Below are 17,157 nucleotides of genomic sequence, written 5' to 3' on the forward strand. Positions count from 1 at the left end.
GATGAGATTGATCGTGCTCGCTTCCACCTTCTTAATCCTGCTCGGCGCAGTGGCTTTCGCCGAGCCACGTGCCGGCGACGAATTCGGCGAGCGCGTCAGAGATGTCTTGGTTCGCGAGATGTGGTTCATGGCCACCGTCGCAGAGCTCTCGCCACAGGAAACCGAGGCGCTGACCCTGGAAGCTCAACGAGCGCTCGATCGCTGGGGCGCCCGTATTGAGAGCACCTCCCTGGGCGCATCGTTGCGGCGCGAATTGACGCCCCTGCTCAAGAGCATCTCGCGCCAGGGGTGGGAGAAGTACGACGCCGAGCGCGAACGGCTCGAGGAACGGCGCGCGCATGCGACGATCGTGGCGCAAGTGGCCGAGTACGACGAAGCGCTGCTCTTCACAAGCGAGCAGCGCGACAAGCTCTGCGCAGAACTGGCCGAAGCGGCCCGCGGAATCGGCTGGCAGACCCGAGTGACCGGGCCGCCGCTCATTCCGGCGCGCCGATTTCCGCCGGAGATATCCGCCGGCGGACTGGGGCGCTTCGAGCCGGCGGAGTCCAGGTTGGCCGTCGTTCTTACGCCGGGCCAGCTTGCGGCGTACAAGCAGTTTAGCCATGCGATCGGCCAGCAAATCATCGTGGCGGCGCCGGGTGCCCAGCAGGCCGCAGCGGCCGTTCGTCCTAAGTTTGACGACCAGCACCCGCGGCTGAAGCTACTCTTGGAGCGGTTCGTCGATGCCGCCGACGCCGTCTGCAACTTGGATGACTTGCAACGTCAAAAGCTGCTGATCGCAGGCCAAATCGACATCGACCAATTGCGGGAGCGGTACGGCGCGATCGAATCGCAGGAGGGCGACGATCCCATCCGGTGCGTCGCGAGACTTGGCGCTCTGACGGATGCCGCGCGCACCATGTTCGACGACCCCGCTTCGAAGTTCCCGCGGACGCTTCGCTCACGGCTGACCGACGAACAAAAAGCAAAGCTCGCGGTCGCCGAGCGCGAGCGACACGCCTTCCGCTGCCAGGCGCTTGTGCAAGCGGTAGTCGTCGGCTTCGAGCGGTCGGCGGCCCTGACGTCGGCGCAATGCGCAGAGTTAGAGCGCACGTTCGACGAAGCCGTTGCCGACTGCCCTATGTCGCCGCAGTGGCAGATCCCATGGCTGCGAACGATGACCGGCCTGCCGCATGAGAAGCTGCGCCCGATCTTGGCCGATCAGCAATGGCCGGCCTTCGAGCGTCAGTTGGCACAACTCAAGGAAGTCGCAAGACGGCTCGAAGAGGAGTTTGAGAAGAAGGTAGGCGCGCTCCGCGGCGTGAAAATCATGGCGGTTGACAAGGATGGAAAGGCCGTAGCGGAACTGCGGGCCGACGAGATAAGGCTGAATTTGGACTGACCATGCGAATTGCGTTTCGATTGTTGCTCTGCGTCGCGCTGTCATCGCCGGCACTGCAGTCGGACCGCGCATCGGCACAGGATAAAGAGCCTTTCGGTCCGTCACAAAACAAGTTTGTCGGCATCGGAATCCAGTCGAAACGAGAGCACGGCGCCCTTGTGGTCATGACCGTGCTGCCATTCAGCCCCGCTCAGCGGGCCGGCTTGCGGCCGGGCGACCGGATTACGGCGGTTGAAGGCCGTTCCGTCGCTGAACGTTCCACGGACCAGACCGCCAAAGCTTTCCAAGGCAAAGAAGGCTCGTTCGTCAGCGTGACCGCCGTCACCGCCGGCCAACAACCGCGGCAAGTGCGAATCCGGCGCGAGCTCATCGAGGCACGGAGATTCCATTCGCCGGCGGCGGCACAGGCGCACATCATGGCCGCCGCCCGGCGGCAAGAGGCATTGATGGCCCGGGTGCAGGGGCCTTTGCGCGAGGCGCTCCGGCGAGACGTCGAGTTTATGTCGACCATCGGCGAACTCACCTCCGCGCAACGTGAATCGTTGCGCGCGGACGCCGAGAAAGCGATCGAGCGCCTCGTCGCTCGGGTCTCCGTGGAGCGCGAGGGCGGCGTTCGCCGCTTCATCGTCGATGTCAACGGTCAAAGGGAACTGCGCGCCGAGTACGTCGATACGACGGAGCAAGTCGCCCGACAACTACTGACGCCGCTGCTGAAGACCATCTCGCCGGATGCATCGGAAAAGGTCGACGCCGAATGCGGCCGAGTGCGGCAGCGGAGCAAGCAGGCCGAGGTTTTGGCCCAAATCGCCGCCTTCGACGAAGCATTGCTGCTGACGCGCGAACAGCGGGAAATGCTTGTCAGCCTGCTTGGCGCGCGCTGGACCGACGTGTGGCGGGGGCACCTCACCGACCGCACGGCAACGGATCCCATCTCGCTCTGCCGGTCCGCCGTCGGCGCGATGGACTTGTTCACGATTCCCGACGTCGAATTAAAGGCGATCTTGACCTCTAGCCAAGTGGCGACCTTCAAGCTGGTGCAACTGCCAACCAGAGAGGTGTCGGTGTTCGTCCAGGACGGGCAGCAGCCGGCGGCACGCCGCTTCGTGCGCCGCGGGCTGCCCCTCGAAGAGGAACGCCTGCGGCTCAAATTGCTGCTCGAGAGGTTGGTCGATGACGCCGCGGCGCACGGCGGCCTGGGCGAAGAGCAAAAGCAAAAGCTGCTCACGGCGGGCAAGCTCGACCTCGATGCGTACTTCAAGCGGCAGGCGGCGCTGGAGGAAAAACCGGCGGACGGACGGGCAGTCATTGTGCCGCACGAACAAATTGCGGGCGTGAAGGCGCGATTGCCGACGATCTTCGCCGACGCCGACTCGACGTTCCAGCGGATATTTCAGAAACGCCTGTCGTCGGAACAACGAGCAAAGATCGCCGAGGCCGACCGCGAGCGCGGCCGTTTCCACCGGCAGGCGGTACTGGGCGTTTTGATAGTCGCGTTGGCCGAGCGCGCCTTGTTGACCGACAATCAGGCCGGGCGACTGCAGACGCGGCTTGCCGATTCGCTCCCGGAATCAGACAATGCCCAAGACCTCGCCGGCTGGCGGCAGGCGACATTGAAAAAACTCCGCCAGTTGCGGCCGGAGGCGATCGGGCCGCTGTTGGACGATTGGCAACGGCCCGCGGCGAGGGAATACTTGACGGAGCTGGCCGATTCGGCGTTGATCGACATCGAAGGTGCGCCATGAAGCAACTGATTTGTAACCGACTTCCGCTTTTTGACCGTAGGGTGGGACCAGCGAGCTTGCGAGCGCCGGCCCACCATCGGCGCGACGCCGAAACAATGGTGGGCCGGCGCTCGCAAGCTCGCTGGTCCCACCCTACGTCCCTCGCGAAGGCAGTCCGAAGCACAATCGCAACGCTCGTTGCCTTTGCGCTCGCCTCTTGCCTGGCGGCGGCCGACCCACCCAGGTCGTTCGATCAAGCTGCAGTCCTCAAACGGGCCGCGGTCGCGTTCAAGGCGGCCGATCATGATGGCGACAACAAGGTTACACGCGATGAGTTTCTCGCTTCCTACCGCCAAGTCGATCGCGATGAGCGAATCAGGTTGTTTAATGAATTCGATTTCGAAGGTGACGGCGTCTTTGAATTCGATTTCGAAGCCGACGGCACGTTGGACCGCAATGAATTCCTGAAGCTTGTCTCGCCCACGGACGAGCGGCCGGCGATTCCTGACCCGATGGCGGAGTTGGAGCAGGCCGCCTTGGCGAAGTGGCAGGCAGAACTCGCCGTCGCTGACCGCGACGGCGACGGAGCTTTGGCCCGCGATGAATGGCCAGGCAAGCGAATCGCCGCACAAGTTCCGGCTGTGGCCGAAGTCACCTTCGAGCAATGGGACCGAAATCACGATGCCAAAGTCGACGTCGCCGACGCGAAGTGGCTGTTGGAGGTCGCCTATGGACTGACCCAGTTGGATGGCCGCGCCGTTCGCACGCCGACAGGCCGAGTCTTTAGCTGGTACTTTTTCCGCAGTTTGGACAGCAACCACGATGGAACGCTGTCGCGCAATGAATTCGTCGATCGATTGTTCTTCGAAAAGGAAAAGAACGCGATTCTGTTCGACAAGCTCGACGCAGATGGCGACCGGCAGCTCACCGCCGAGGAAACGCGGAAGTTTCTCTGGCACGATACTCTTTCCAACTTTTTCACATTTGACCGAAACCTCGACGGATTTCTGACGACGGATGAATTCATCGCCATCGGCTGGGGCAAGAATCTCGGTCTGCGAAGCGTGCGCGCGTTCGATGGCGACGGCGACGGACGAGTCTCGTTCTCGGAGTTTCGGCACACGACGTTTGCCAACCAGGCTTCCGATTGGCTGCGGCCGCGGCGAGACGCGGACGAAGATGGCCGTTTGTCTTGGAAGGAATTCTACATTGAAATGCCCCCGCTTCTACTCGCGCAGAGCCGCTATTTTTTCGACCATTTCGATCTCGATCGCGATGGTTTTCTGTCGGCGGCGGAATTCGATTTCGAAGCGGACTTTGCCAAAGCGGACGCCGACCACAATGGACAGTTGACTCTAGACGAATTCCTCGCAACGTACGCCGAGGCCGACCGCGGCGAAGGCGCGCGGCGGTTCTTGGTGTTCGATTTCGACGGCAACCGCAAGTTGGACGGAGACGAATACCACAGCTTCTCCGCGCCCGTCGACGAGCGGGGCAACGTGCCGGATCCGATGGCCGAATTCGCCGACGCCGCCCTGGCCAAATGGGAAGCGATCGCCGTCGCGGCCGACCGCAATCGCGACCTTGCCTTGTCCACGGCCGAATGGCCGGCGAAACAAATCGCGACGGAGATTCCCGACTTGGCGGACGTGCCGTTCGTGCTCTGGGACCGTGGTGATGACGGCAAAGTCGACCGCGCCGACGCGCGATGGCTGGTTGACGTGGCCTATGGCCTGGCGCAGCTCGACGGCCGGCCGTTGCGGACGACAACCGGCCGGATGTTCGCCTGGTATTTCTTTCGCCGTCACGACGCCGACCGCAACGACCGGCTGGCACGCAACGAATTCATGGCGGGCTACCACCCCGCCAACGTCAACACCGCCGAGCTGTTCGAGAAGCTCGACGTCGACGGCGACGCGCAGTTAACGCAGCGGGAGACCTGGTCGGTGTTTTGTCACGACACCATTGCCGCCTTTCTCGACTATGACCGAAACCGCGACGGCTATCTGACCGCCGACGAAGTTCGGGCCATTGGCTGGGGAGGATACCTGGCCCGCCGCACTGTGCCGGTGTTTGACGACGACCGCGACGGCAAGCTTTCGTTCCGCGAATTCCGCCTGACGAACTTCGCCAACCAGGCTTCCGACTGGTGGCAGCTCAAAGACCTGGACCACGACGGCCGAATCGCCTGGCACGAGTTCTATCGAGAGAAGCCGCCGCTTTTAATCGCCCAAAGCCGCTTCTATTTCGGCCGCTACGATCGCAACCACGACGGCTTCCTCTCAGCCCTGGAGTTTCCCAGCGAAGCCGATCCGGCGCACGGGCAGGTTCTGGCCAATGCCGATATGCTCGAGCGCGTGCTTCCCCTGGAAGTGCAATTCGCAAAACGTATCTGCCGGTTGACGAACGACGATGCGGCCGTGCTCGAACGAGACGGCTATTCCGCCATTGAGCGGCTGGTGGAACAATCGCCCAGGGCGGCCCGAAAGAATCAAACGAGTCTCCCCGGGGCTGGCACCGCGGGCCCCTACTCCGTGGCCATGCCGGCCAGGACGGGCACTGATCTCGCGATCGTGCGGTCGCCGCATCTGCTGCTGCGCCGGGAGCTGGTGGAGTCGATGCGCGGACGGTTGAAAAAAGGCGGCGACACGCTCAACGGCTTTCGCGTGGCGGCAGAAGACTGCCAAACACTCGACAGCGAGCGCGTGCGGGCCGAGAAGCGCCGCCGCCAGGCCGCGATTCTGGCCCACGTCGCCGTGCTCGATGAGGCGTTGTTGTTGTCGGCGAGGCAGCGAAAGGATCTGTGCGACCTGCTCGGCCAAGACGCCGCCGACGCCTGGTGGCGCCCGATCAATTCGGGCACGATCATCGACCCCACGGTCGAATGGTTTTTCGCTTCGGCTTCCGGTGGGGGCTTCTACGGGCTGTTTGTGCCCGATGTCGAGTTAAAAAAGAGACTGACCTCGCGGCAGTTGGCGGCGCTCACGGAGCTCCAGCGGCCGTATGAGCAGGAGATCGTCATCGTCCAGCAGGCGGCGCCCAAACCGGGCGGCGCGGCCGTGCCCGCGGCAGTGGGAAGGGTGGCGGGTGGCGCCGTCGTACCGCGCGCGGCGGCAGCGCCGGGGCTCATCGCAGGTGGACAAGTGGCGGCGCCGCGTGCGGTCAGGCGCATCGTGCGTCGCGGGCCGACGGTCGAAGAGCAACAGCGGCGGTTGGCGCAATACGTCGAACAACGATTGGACGACATCGAGGCGGCTTGCGGCCTGAGCAAGCCTCAGCGCGACAAGTTGTCGCTGGCCGCCAGGCTCGACGTGGCGCGCTGGCGAGATCAATCGTCCGCGCCCGATGAGAAGTTGAACGACGGCGAAGAGTTGGTTGTGCGAAAGCAGCAAGTCCGGGGCGGCGCTGCGCCGTTGCCGTTAGCGATCTTAAGCGATGAAAACTCCTATTTTCGAAAATCGCTGCAAACCCGGCTGACCGACGAGCAGAAGCACATGCTGGCCGAGGCCAACGGCCAACGGCGCGAGTTCCAGCGTCAGGCGGTAGTCGTCGCCGTCGTCGCAGGCTTCGAGCGGGCGGCCTCGCTGGACTCGGCGCAGTGCGATGGGCTGGCCACGCTGTTGAACGATTCGCTCTCCGACGCTGAGGCCGGCGGCACCGCCGAATTTGTCCGGCGCGTCGCGCAGTTGCCGTTCGCGCGTTTGCAGGCGATTTTCTTGGACATTCAGCTTCCCGCCTTCCAACAGCACTACGGCGAATTGTCCGGCGCGCTGCGGCAGTTCGAAGTGCAACAAGGCAACCAGGTTTTCCGCGCGGCCGCTGGGGCGGGGCCCGGGTTTTGAGTGTACCATGAAACAAGCGATTTACACCCTGCGTGCGCTTTTTGGTGTCTCGATGTTCCACGCCGTGTCACGAAGCATACCGTCAACAATTGCCCTGGCGGCCCTCACCGGCGTCGCACAGGCGCAACTGCCCGAATTGCGGCACGGCGGCGCGGTGCCGCACGAGGTGCGCGAGATCTACGACCACGGCTTGCAGTATCTGGCCGCCAGCCAGGAAGCGGGCGGCGCCTGGACCCGCGGCAATATGCAGGGCCCGGCCATCACCGGCCTTTGCCTGATGACCTTCTTGGCCTCCGGCGAAGATCCGAACTTTGGGCCGTATAGCGCGCAGGTGCGCGCGGCGCTGCGCAGCATCATTGGCGCACAAGACACCGTCAGCGGCTGCATCGGGTCGGGCAATATGTACGAGCACGGTTTCGCCATGCTGGCCCTGGCCGAAGCCTATGGCGCGGTGGACGATCACAATATGTGGAGCGCTTCGCCGGCCGGACGCGCGGTTTCGGTCTCGCGCGCCGCCGGCGCTGCCGCCAACCGCACGGTCGGGCAAGCGCTGGAACTGGCCGTGCGCTGTGCCCTGGCGTCGCAAAAGCAGAACCAATTGGGCGGCTGGCGCTATTCGCCCAACGCCCAGGACGCCGATACGTCGGTCAGCGGCGCCGTGCTGGTGGGACTGCTGGCCGCGCGCAACGCCGGCATCGAGGTGCCCGATCAGGCCATCGACCGGGCCTTGGCCTACTACCGGCAATCGACCGGGCCGGACGGCAGCGTGGGCTATGCGGGCGGAATGGCCGGCGGACCGGGCGATTCGCTGGCCCGCTCCTCCATCGCCACGCTCGTCTACGCCGTCGCCCGGCGCAAAGACCTGAAGGAATACAAGGCCACCATCGACTATCTCAAGCACGAGCGCGGCCAGGGGCGCAACCATAACGACGAATACACGTTTTATTACCAGGCCCAGGCGCTGTATCAGGGCGACCCCGACGCCTGGGAAAAATGGAACAAGGCCCAGATCCGCCGGCTGAAGCAATCGCAGCAGGCCGACGGCAGCTTTGCCTCGCAGTTCGGGCCGGCCTACGGCACGTCGATGTCGCTGTTGGTGCTGGCCGTCAACTACCGCTTTTTGCCGATTTATGAACGATAGAGCGATTTTGGATTTTCGATTTTGGATTTTGGATTGCCGCGGCGCGTTTGCTGAAGCCGTAGGGTGGAAAAAGCGAGCTTGCGAGCGCCGGCCCACCAACGGCACGACGTCGCAACAATGGTGGGCCGGCGCTCGCAAGCTCGCTGGTCCCACCCTACTGCTGGCTCTGCTTTGCTCGCCCGCGGTCGCACAGCGCAACCGCGCCGACATCGGCGTGATCAACGATGTTTCGCCCGGTTCGCGCGGAGTGCAACAAGCGGCGCCCGCCGTCGAGCCCACCCCGCCCGCCGATGCGCCGGTGGCCTATCTGCAAGACGACGATTGGATGACGGGCACGCCGGCCGCCGGCGAGCACTCCGACCGGTTCGGCTGGCAATCGCCGGGCTTCACACAGCCGTTCGAGCTCGACCTGCACGCTTTGCAACGGGTGCGGTTTCCGGTCGCGTCGGCCCCGGCCTGGCGCGATCACGACTACCGGCTGGAGCTGGCCGGCGGCGACGTGCTGTTTGGCGAGCTGCTCGCCGTGAGCGACGAAAACCTGCGGTTTCGTTCGTCGGTGGCCGGAGAGCTGCGCGTCAAGCGTCCCGCCGTGCGCTGCCTGGAACGTTGCAAGGCCAACGCGCTGGTCTATATCGGCCCCAACGGCCTGGCCGAATGGCAAACGCCCGGCCCCGACGATGCCTGGCGCGAAGATGAAGGGCACCTGCTGACCGAGAAAGACGCCGCCTCGCTCTACAGCCCCATCGGCCTGCCGGCGCGGGCGCTGGTCGAGTTCGAGTTGTCGTCGCTGTTTCCGCCCGTGTTCAGGCTGGCGCTCGGCGTGGGCGGCGATGCGGCCAGCCGGCGGAAGGGCTTTCGGTTGGAAGTGGTCGATCTCGACGTGATCGCCGTCTATGAGACCGGCAACGACATCGACGTGGCCCGCGTGATGACGCTGGCGCCCGGCCCGGAACGCGACCGCGTGCATTTGCGTGTGCTGCTCGACCAGCAGGAGCAGCGGGCCGAGGTTTTTTCGGCCGAGGGGCTGCCGCTGGCAACCGTACACATCGATGCCGACGCTCCCAAGGTTTCGCCGGGCATCCTGCTGGAGCACAAGCGGGGTGGCCTGCGGTTCGAGCGGCTCCGCGTCTGGGAGTGGAGCGGCTCGTTGCCGCAACCGGTGGCGGCCAATCGCCCGCAGTTGCACCGCGTCGACGGGCCGGTCATCAACGGTAAGCTGAGCGGCTACGACGGTCAAAAGCGGCAGTTCAGCATGAAAACCGAACAGGGCGACGTCGCCTGTCCGGAAGAGCAGGTGGCCAGGATTTGCTTCGGCGAGCCGGCGGCCCCGCCCGACCGCCCGATGCGGGTGTCGTGCGCCGACGGCACGCAGTTGAGCGGCTGGTTCGCTGGCGTGGACGGCCAGCGGCTTTCGCTCGATTGCCTTTCGATCGATACGCCCGCGCTCGATTCGAGCAGTTTGCCGCTGGCCGCCGTGGCGAGCATCGCGTTCAACTATCAACTCGACGCGCAAGACAAGGTTGTCCCCGCTGCCAAAAGCAGCCTGATGGTGCTGCGTCTCGACACGGCCCGGCTGCACGGCTGGCTGGCGCCGGCCAAGGCGGGCACCGGTCACAGCGGCATCGCCTGGCGGCCGGCGGCGAGCGCCGGCGCCAGCCCTTTGCGCGAAGGCATTCCCGGACGCGTGACCGGCGTCACCGCCACGCGGCGAATGAGCCGCTCCGAGGACGCCACGGTCCGTTACGATAGGCTCTATCTGATGACGGGCGACACGTTCAGGTGTCGTGTCACCGGCATCGACGATCGGGGCGTGGCCTGCCACACGGCGTCGGCCGAGAAGCAAATCGCCCATGACAGAATCAAAGCGATCGATCTCTCGGAACTATCGGGCCGTTCGGGCACGGGAAGGCCGACATTCGAAGAGTTCGCCCGGCAGGCCGTCGCGGACCAAGAGCGGGGGCCGCTCACGCGCCAGCGGGAAAAGCTGGAACGGCTGTTGACGTTGCCGCGGCTCAATCGCGACGATCCGCCCACGCACATTCTGTGTGCCACCAGCGGCGACTACCTGCGCGGCCGGCTGTTGAACATGGCCGGCGACGTCGTCCACTTCGCGGTGGGCCAAAACGAGCGCGAGTTCCCTCGCGAGCTTATTGCCGCGATCGTCTGGCTGCACCCCGATCCGCCCACGGCCGATGCCCGGGCGGCCGAGACTCCCAGCCTGGTTCACGCGGTCTGCAGCGACGGCACGCGGATGACTTTTACGGTCAGCGAGACCGACGACCGAGTGATCGCCGGCACGAGCGACGTGCTGGGCGAGTGTCGCTTGCCGCTCGACCGCCTAAGCGAGTTGCTCCTGGGCGAGCGGGTGCGTCAGGCCACGAGCAAGGTGGGCTATCACGGTTGGACGTTGACGCCGGCGCCGGACCCCAAGGCGTTTCAGGAGGGCGGCGAGCTGCCCGCCGGCACGGGCCGAGACTCTTCGCTCGTCGGCCAACCGGCGCCCGACTTCGAGTTGGACCTGCTCGACGGCTCGAAGTTCCGCCTTTCCGAGCACAAGGGCCGCACGGTCGTGCTCGATTTCTGGGCCTCGTGGTGCGCTCCCTGCGTGCAAAGCCTGCCGAAGCTGTCGCGCAGGGTCGCCGAATCGAAAGCGGCCGATGTGAAGCTGGTGGCGGTGAACCTGCAACAATCGGCCGACGACGTGAAGGCCTCGCTGAAGCGGATGCAGCTCGACATCGTCGCGGCGCTCGACCGCGACGGCGCGGTCGCCGCGCGGTATGGAGCGACGGTGATTCCCTATACGGTGATCATCGCCCCCGACGGCAACGTGGCCCGCGTGTTCATCGGCGCCGGCCCGGAGAACGAGAAAGGGATCGAAGCGGCTCTGGAAGAAGCGCATGCTGCTAAGGAGGCGGCACAGCCCAGCAAGGAAGGCAATTGAGCATGCGGCAGCCACGCTTAGTTCAATCCGGCTTGTGCGACGTCGTCAATGAATTCCAGCCAAACGATGTGCGAGAGCGAAATGGCAATGCGTCGTCTTGCAAGCGGAACAACGTGCCCTGGCGACTCGATCCACAGTATCGACCTGCCCAGCATCGTGAACTCCGGGGATCCGATGTCAACGACCATGCCCGTCGAAAGGTGCAACCTGAACGGTTGAAACATTCGCGCTTCGAGCAAATCCCTCAACTGATTTGGCCGCATTATTACAAGCTTGCAACTAGGTTAACCCGGTCTGCTGCGGGGACAGTATCTCGAAACGGGTAATCATATTGAGCGGGACCGTGACAAGAGTTTCGCAAATGCCGAGCGGCTCGTCGTCGGCCTGGATTCCAATATCCAAATAGTCTTCTCCCACAATGACGTGTCGCCGTGACACAATGTCGATTGATTCGCCGTCCGTCAGATGGACCCGGCGCGGTCGAAACGGCGTCTCTTCGAACTCGTGGTAAAGTGCCAGTGGATCAATCGGTTGATTCATCGTCTCTCCCTGCAGTGCCGTGGTACATTGCCGCATTGGCATGGCGCATTGCGAGCGCGGCCGCCGATGCACAGTGCATCACGAAATGATAACACGGCGGCGGAACCGTTGCGAAGCCCTGGCCAACCAGCCTTTCCCAACTCCGCCCGGCTTGTTACGCTCAACGTTTCTCCAGCCGCCGAACCACGTGCAGAGGCCTTCATGTCGCAATTCGACAGCCAGCTCCAACGACGGATCATGGGCCATTTCGCCACGGGCGTCACGGTGGTCACCACCCGCCGCGGCGAAGAACTGTTTTGGATGACCGCCAATGCCGTGGCCTCGCTTTCGCTTCACCCGCCGCTGGTGCTGGTGGCGGTCGACAAGCGCGCCCAGATGCACGAGCACCTGCTGGCCAGCCGGTTTTTTGCCGTCAATATCTTGCGCGAAGACCAGGAAGCCTTGTCGCGACGGTTCGCCATGCGCGGCCCCAAGGAGTGGTCGGACCTGAAGCTCTCGACCGCGGTGACGGGGGCGCCGGTCCTCGACGACGCGTTGGCCTGGGTCGATTGCAAGCTGGCCGAATCCCTGCCCGGCGGCGACCATCACATCTTCACCGGCGAGATCGTGGCGGGCGACGCCCGCGAAGGGCGGCCGCTCCTCTACTATCAAGGCAATTACGCCCGGCTGGCCGAGTGATCCGGCGACCAAACGTCGCCCGGCCCGTCTTCCACGACGATCGGCGGAAACTCTTCCGCACGCTCGATCGTCTCCGGATAGCGGTCCATCAGCTCGCTCAGCGCTTCGCCCAGCCGGCACAGGCCGGGCGACACGTGTTGCACCTTCTTGATCGGACCACTTCGTTCAACGGCAATCATCGCTTGCTCTCCTCAACGGGACATCTGCACACTGCACATGTAAGTGTACTCAAGTCTGTACGAACGTCAATGGCCCGCGGTTCGGATGTTCGATGTTCGGACAAACCGGGCCAATCGTTCTTGCCCGCTCCCGGCGACGGTGGTACAGTCCGCCGCCGCAAATCACCCCGCGCCGACTGGGAGGTCGTGGTTGCTCTTCAAATGGCCGATCCGCAAAAAGCTCTTCCTCTGCCTTGGTCTCCTGCTGGTCATGGTGGGAACCTTGGGCTGGGGGGGGATCTACGGGCTTTACGCCTATCGCAGTTTAGTGCGCAGTTTGGGCCGGCGCGTGCCCGAACTGCCGTTGGCGAATATTCTCAGCCAGCGCGTGGGCGATCTGCGGGTGGCCCTGAGCGACGACGCGCCGCTCGTCCACCAGGCGCAGACCGAGGGACAACGGGCGGTTTTTGAGATGCACGAGCCGCTGCTGCGCTATGCCCGGCAAGAGTTCGAGGCGGGCCTGGAGAACGTCAAGATTTGCCTGAGCCAATACCGGCAGCAGCTTAACGACAACCCGGACCCGTCGGGCCAGATCGGCGACAGCCGGCAGGAATGGGAGAGCGTGCGGCAAATCGAGGTGCTCATCGAGCGGATGGACGCGACCATTCACGATCAGAACTGGCTGATCGACCAGCCGAAACGCGGCGCGCTGACCCACGACTTGGAGCAACTGCAGCTTCTGGCCGCCCGGCTTCCCACACACCTTTACAGCCGGATCAGCGAGTCGACGATCGAGGCCAAACGACAATACCGGAGGCTCTTGACCTTGACCTGGGCCACCAGTGGCGCGGCGGCCGTGCTGCTGGGACTCTTCGTTCACCTGTTTTACCACTGGGTCTTTCGACCGCTGCGGATTCTGATCAACGGTTCTCGCAAGGTGGCCCGCGGCCAATTCAACTACCGCATCCGCCTGCAAACGCACGACGAGATGTCGGAGCTGGCCGCCGCCATGAACGACATGACCGCGCGGTTTCAGGCCATCCGCGACGATCTCGACTGCCAGGTGAAGCAGCGGACCAAGCAAGTCGTGCGCAGCGAGCAGCTTGCCAGCGTCGGCTTTCTGGCCGCCGGCGTGGCCCATGAAATCAACAACCCCCTGGCCTCGATCGCCATGTGCGCCGAGTCGCTCGAAGGGCGAATGGCGGGTCTTGCCGAGCTCGCCGAGGGCGAACAAGAGGTGGTCCGCAAATACCTGCGGATGATCCAGACCGAAGCCTTCCGCTGCAAGGGGATCACCGAGCGGCTGCTCGACTTTTCCCGCATGGGCGAAGTCAAGCGGCTGCCGACCGAGTTGGGCGAGCTGGTGCAAGGCGTGATCGAAATGGTCCGCCACGTCGGCAAGTATCACGATGCGCACGTCGAGTTCGCGTCGGACGGTCCGGTCGTCGTCTCGGCCAATCCGCAGGAGGTCAAGCAGGTCGTGCTGAACCTGCTGGCCAACGCGCTCGACAGCCTCGATGCGGAAGGGACCGTCAGGGTGACGCTCGACCGCCGCGGCGGCGAGGCCGAGTTGGTCTTTGCCGACGACGGCTGCGGCATGACGCCGGAGGTCATGGAACACCTGTTCGAACCATTTTTCACGCGCCGCCGCGGCGGGCAGGGCACGGGGCTGGGCTTGTCGATCGTCTATCGCATCGTGGCCGACCACGAAGGGACGATCGACGCGCATAGCGACGGGCCGAATCGCGGAACGACGTTCCGCGTGCGCCTGCCGCTGGCGTCCGCGGCCGGCCACTTACCGAAGGAGAAGAGCCATCGCCACCAAGCCGCCTAAACCTCTGAAGCTGCTGTTCGCCGACGACGAGCCCTCGTTGCAGTCGTTGATGAGCCTGGAGCTGCCGCGCATGGGGCACGAAGTGACCGTCTGTCCCGACGGCGCCGTGGCCCTCGCCGCCTTGGAACGCAACACTTACGACTGCATCCTGGTCGATCTCGACATGCCCAAGCTGTCGGGCATCGAGGTCATCGCCAAAGCCAAGCAGCTTTCGCCCGACACCGAGGCGATCGTGCTGACCGGCAAATCGTCGCTGGAGACGGCCATTTCGGCGTTGCGGCAGGGCGCGTTCGATTACCTGACAAAGCCCTGCAAGCTGGCCGAGCTGGAAGCGCTGTTGGCACGCGTGGCCGAAAAGCGCGAGCTGACCAATAAATATCGTGCCGTCAAGCGGCAGCTCGAACGTGTCGAGGGCAAGTCGGATCTCGTCGGCGAATCGCCCTCGATGGACCTGGTGCGCACGCTGATCGCCAAGGTGGCGCCGACCGGTTCCACAGTGCTGGTGCTCGGCGAGACGGGCACCGGCAAGGAGCTGGTCGCCCGTGCCATCCACGACCAGAGCCTGCGGGCCGAAATGCCGTTCGTGGCGATCAATTGCGGGGCTTTGCCGGAAAGCCTGATCGAGAGCGAGCTGTTCGGGCACCGCCGCGGGGCCTTCACCGGGGCCGACGAGCACCGCGTCGGGCTGTTCGAAGTGGCCGGTGGAGGCACGATTTTTCTTGACGAAATCGGCGAGCTGCCCAAGGCGATGCAGGCCAAGCTGCTGCGCGTGCTCGAATCGGGCGAAATCCGCCGCGTGGGCGATAACGAATCGTTCACCGTCGATGTGCGCGTGGTCTGCGCCACGCACCGCGACCTGGAAGAGATGGTTGCCGAGGGCGAGTTTCGCGAAGACCTGATGTTTCGCATCAACACGTTCGAGATTCGTCTGCCACCGCTGCGCGAGCGAATCGACGACATTGCCGGACTGGCCCGCCACCTGCTGCGACGTTTCCGCCGTTCGGTCCGACCCAACGACGAGCTTTTGACGCCCGCGGCGCTCGATGTGCTTAAGTCGCATACCTGGCCGGGCAACGTCCGCGAGCTGGCCAACTCCGTGGAGCACGCGGCGATCTTGTGCGGCGCCGGACCGATCGGGCCGGAGCACCTGCCCGGCCGTCTGGCAACGCGGCGGCTGCGCGGACCGCACTTCAAGCTGATCGGCCCGCCGCAGACCTTGCGCGAGATCGAAATGCAGGCCATTCAGCAGATACTCGACAAGTACAGCGGCAACAAGCCCAAGGCCGCGGAAGAGCTGGGAATCAGCCTCAAGACGCTTTACAACAAGCTCAACCAGGTGAGCCAGCTCGAGCGGTCGGCATAGGAGAGGGTTCAGGGTTCAGGGTTCAGGGTTCAGGGTTCAGGGTTCAGGGTCTTGGGTCTTGGGAAAGGCGGCATCCCTCATCCCTCATCCCTCATCCCTCATCTGAACCCTGAACCCTCCCCGACGCCTGACACCCACTGATGCAAGAAATGGTTACGCACTCACTACTCGCCGCTCCCCTGTCGCCTTGGGCAACGCTGCCCAAGGCGGCGCGGCTGCTGCTCGTCGCGACGAAGCACGATGCGGCCGAATGGTTGCGTGGACTGTTTGAGTCAGACCGGGCCATGGCCGTGACCATCGACGTAGCGATCGGCGCGGCGGCCGGCCTGGCGACGTTGAGGAGCCAGGCCTACGACGCGGTACTCGTGCGACATGTGCCCGACGACTTGGATGCCATCCAGTTCATCGAAGCCCATCGTGCTCAGGCCGCCGACGACCCGCTGGTGGTGCTCGGCGACTGTCCCGAGCACAGCTTCGCGCCGCACTGTTACGAGGTGGGAGCCGACGGCTATCTGCCGATTCGAACGGCCAGCCCGCGGCAATTGATCTGGGTTATCGGAAGGGCAATCGAGTGGCGTCGCCTGCTGCGTGAGAATCGCCGCCTGGCGGAACGCGATCGACAACGGCTTAAGCTGGAACATCGCGAAGCCGAACGCCTGCTCGCGCAGCAACGGACCTTTGTCGGCGATCTGCACGACATCCCCGCGCACGCCGACGCGACCGCGGCCTTCGACCTCGCACCGGCGGCCGATGGCCCACTGGAACTTCCCAGTGCCTTGGTCGATCGCTACCGCGAGCTGTTGCGGGCTTATGTCATCATGGGGTCGGGCAACCTGGCGGCGGAAACGGCGGCCTTGGTCGACGCCTTGCACGCGCGTGGTCTGCCTGCGCCGCGCGTGATGCAGTTCCACGTCTGCGCACTGGAAGAAACGCTGCGCGGGCTGGGAGGCCGCAGCTCGCGTCACGTGATGGCCCGCGCCGACCTGCTCGTGCTGGAGGTGATGGTGCAGCTTGCCGAACGCTTCCGCAAACAGGCGTCGCTCGCGGTATCGCGGTCCTAGCGCCACCGGTCTCGCTTCGCCGAGCCAGGCTTCGAACAAAAGCCAACGAGCTGGACGGGGCCGGCAAATCCTGAGTCGGCTTTGAACAAAATAGCGGCGATCGCGCGAAAAGTTCGCTTGAAGCCGGCTGCGGCCCATGCTCAACTTCCTTGTGCGCCCTGGTCATGGCCGCCCTGCTATACTGAATCGGAGGAAAACGTGGCGAATAAGGCTTCTGTTTGCTGAGCGCACGCCACTCGGCTATCGAGCGGCGCTCACCCGCGACCGGTGGCGGGAGATTATCCGCTTCAAACATCCGGCCTTGGCTGGCCACGAAGCGGCGGTTCGCGACTGCTTGCGAGATCCCGATCTCGTTCGCGAAAGCGCCCAGGATCCTGACGTGCATTTGTTCTATCGACGAACTGGGCGCAACTATCTTTGTGTGGTAACGGCGGGGCAGGAAACGGCGGACCGATTCGTGGTCACCGCCTATTTCACGAAGAATATCAAACAAGGAA

13 protein-coding genes are annotated in these 17,157 nt (G+C 64.3%); 10 read left to right on the forward strand and 3 right to left on the reverse strand.

The annotated features are described in order from the left end of the window. Positions 1–13 precede the first annotated feature (13 nt). The 5 genes from VNH11_34020 (at position 14) to VNH11_34040 (ending at position 11,026) form a co-directional block, all read left to right on the forward strand. Entirely contained in the window at positions 14–1,381 is a 1,368-nt protein-coding gene (locus VNH11_34020; protein ID HVA51409.1) for a hypothetical protein, read from the forward strand. Positions 1,382–1,383: 2 nt separating this feature from the next. Further along, entirely contained in the window at positions 1,384–3,123 is a 1,740-nt protein-coding gene (locus tag VNH11_34025; protein HVA51410.1) for a PDZ domain-containing protein, read from the forward strand. A gap of 359 nt (positions 3,124–3,482) precedes the next feature. Continuing rightward, a complete protein-coding gene (locus VNH11_34030) occupies positions 3,483–6,944 on the forward strand; it encodes a hypothetical protein (protein ID HVA51411.1) in 3,462 nt (1,153 codons plus the stop codon). 7 nt (positions 6,945–6,951) lie between these two features. After that, positions 6,952–8,085, forward strand: coding sequence for a squalene--hopene cyclase (locus VNH11_34035; protein ID HVA51412.1), 1,134 nt, complete (start codon positions 6,952–6,954; stop codon positions 8,083–8,085). Between the two features lie 7 nt (positions 8,086–8,092). Then, complete coding sequence (locus tag VNH11_34040; protein HVA51413.1) at positions 8,093–11,026, forward strand: TlpA disulfide reductase family protein; 2,934 nt, start codon at positions 8,093–8,095, stop codon at positions 11,024–11,026. 17 nt (positions 11,027–11,043) lie between these two features. Here the strand turns inward: VNH11_34040 and VNH11_34045 are convergent, their stop codons facing one another. Beyond that, entirely contained in the window at positions 11,044–11,250 is a 207-nt protein-coding gene (locus tag VNH11_34045; GenBank protein HVA51414.1) for a hypothetical protein, read from the reverse strand. Between the two features lie 55 nt (positions 11,251–11,305). Next, a complete protein-coding gene (locus VNH11_34050) occupies positions 11,306–11,566 on the reverse strand; it encodes a hypothetical protein (protein HVA51415.1) in 261 nt (86 codons plus the stop codon). A gap of 201 nt (positions 11,567–11,767) precedes the next feature. On the opposite strand from VNH11_34050, the gene VNH11_34055 reads away from it, so the two are divergent. After that, positions 11,768–12,244, forward strand: a complete 477-nt coding sequence (locus VNH11_34055) for a flavin reductase family protein (GenBank protein HVA51416.1) — start codon at positions 11,768–11,770, stop codon at positions 12,242–12,244. Here the strand turns inward: VNH11_34055 and VNH11_34060 are convergent. Next, positions 12,223–12,423 (reverse strand): hypothetical protein, encoded by a 201-nt coding sequence (locus VNH11_34060; protein HVA51417.1) that lies wholly within the window; start codon positions 12,421–12,423, stop codon positions 12,223–12,225. The genes VNH11_34055 and VNH11_34060 overlap by 22 nt on opposite strands. Positions 12,424–12,613: 190 nt before the next feature. Between VNH11_34060 and VNH11_34065 the strand changes: the two genes are divergently transcribed. The 4 genes from VNH11_34065 to VNH11_34080 all read left to right on the forward strand — a co-directional run. Further along, positions 12,614–14,236, forward strand: coding sequence for a HAMP domain-containing sensor histidine kinase (locus VNH11_34065; protein HVA51418.1), 1,623 nt, complete (start codon positions 12,614–12,616; stop codon positions 14,234–14,236). A 4-nt stretch (positions 14,237–14,240) separates the two neighbouring features. Next, positions 14,241–15,599, forward strand: a complete 1,359-nt coding sequence (locus tag VNH11_34070) for a sigma-54 dependent transcriptional regulator (GenBank protein ID HVA51419.1) — start codon at positions 14,241–14,243, stop codon at positions 15,597–15,599. Positions 15,600–15,748: 149 nt separating this feature from the next. Further along, positions 15,749–16,660: a hypothetical protein gene (locus VNH11_34075; GenBank protein ID HVA51420.1), complete on the forward strand. Its 912-nt coding sequence runs from the start codon at positions 15,749–15,751 to the stop codon at positions 16,658–16,660. 136 nt (positions 16,661–16,796) lie between these two features. Continuing rightward, the coding region (locus VNH11_34080) for a hypothetical protein (GenBank protein HVA51421.1) at positions 16,797–17,157 on the forward strand (361 nt) is incomplete at its 3' end.

It is taken from the genome of Pirellulales bacterium (genome assembly GCA_035533075.1).
Classification (GTDB): domain Bacteria; phylum Planctomycetota; class Planctomycetia; order Pirellulales; family JAICIG01; genus DASSFG01.

Excerpts from the sequence above, each read along its gene's own strand:
- VNH11_34055 (HVA51416.1), top strand. The coding sequence starts at position 11,768 with ATGTCGCAATTCGACAGCCAGCTCCAACGACGGATCATGGGCCATTTC.
- VNH11_34050 (HVA51415.1), bottom strand. The coding sequence starts at position 11,566 with ATGAATCAACCGATTGATCCACTGGCACTTTACCACGAGTTCGAAGAG.
- VNH11_34075 (HVA51420.1), top strand. The coding sequence starts at position 15,749 with ATGGTTACGCACTCACTACTCGCCGCTCCCCTGTCGCCTTGGGCAACG.
- VNH11_34035 (HVA51412.1), top strand. The coding sequence starts at position 6,952 with ATGAAACAAGCGATTTACACCCTGCGTGCGCTTTTTGGTGTCTCGATG.
- VNH11_34045 (HVA51414.1), bottom strand. The coding sequence starts at position 11,250 with ATGTTTCAACCGTTCAGGTTGCACCTTTCGACGGGCATGGTCGTTGAC.
- VNH11_34060 (HVA51417.1), bottom strand. The coding sequence starts at position 12,423 with ATGATTGCCGTTGAACGAAGTGGTCCGATCAAGAAGGTGCAACACGTG.
- VNH11_34025 (HVA51410.1), top strand. The coding sequence starts at position 1,384 with ATGCGAATTGCGTTTCGATTGTTGCTCTGCGTCGCGCTGTCATCGCCG.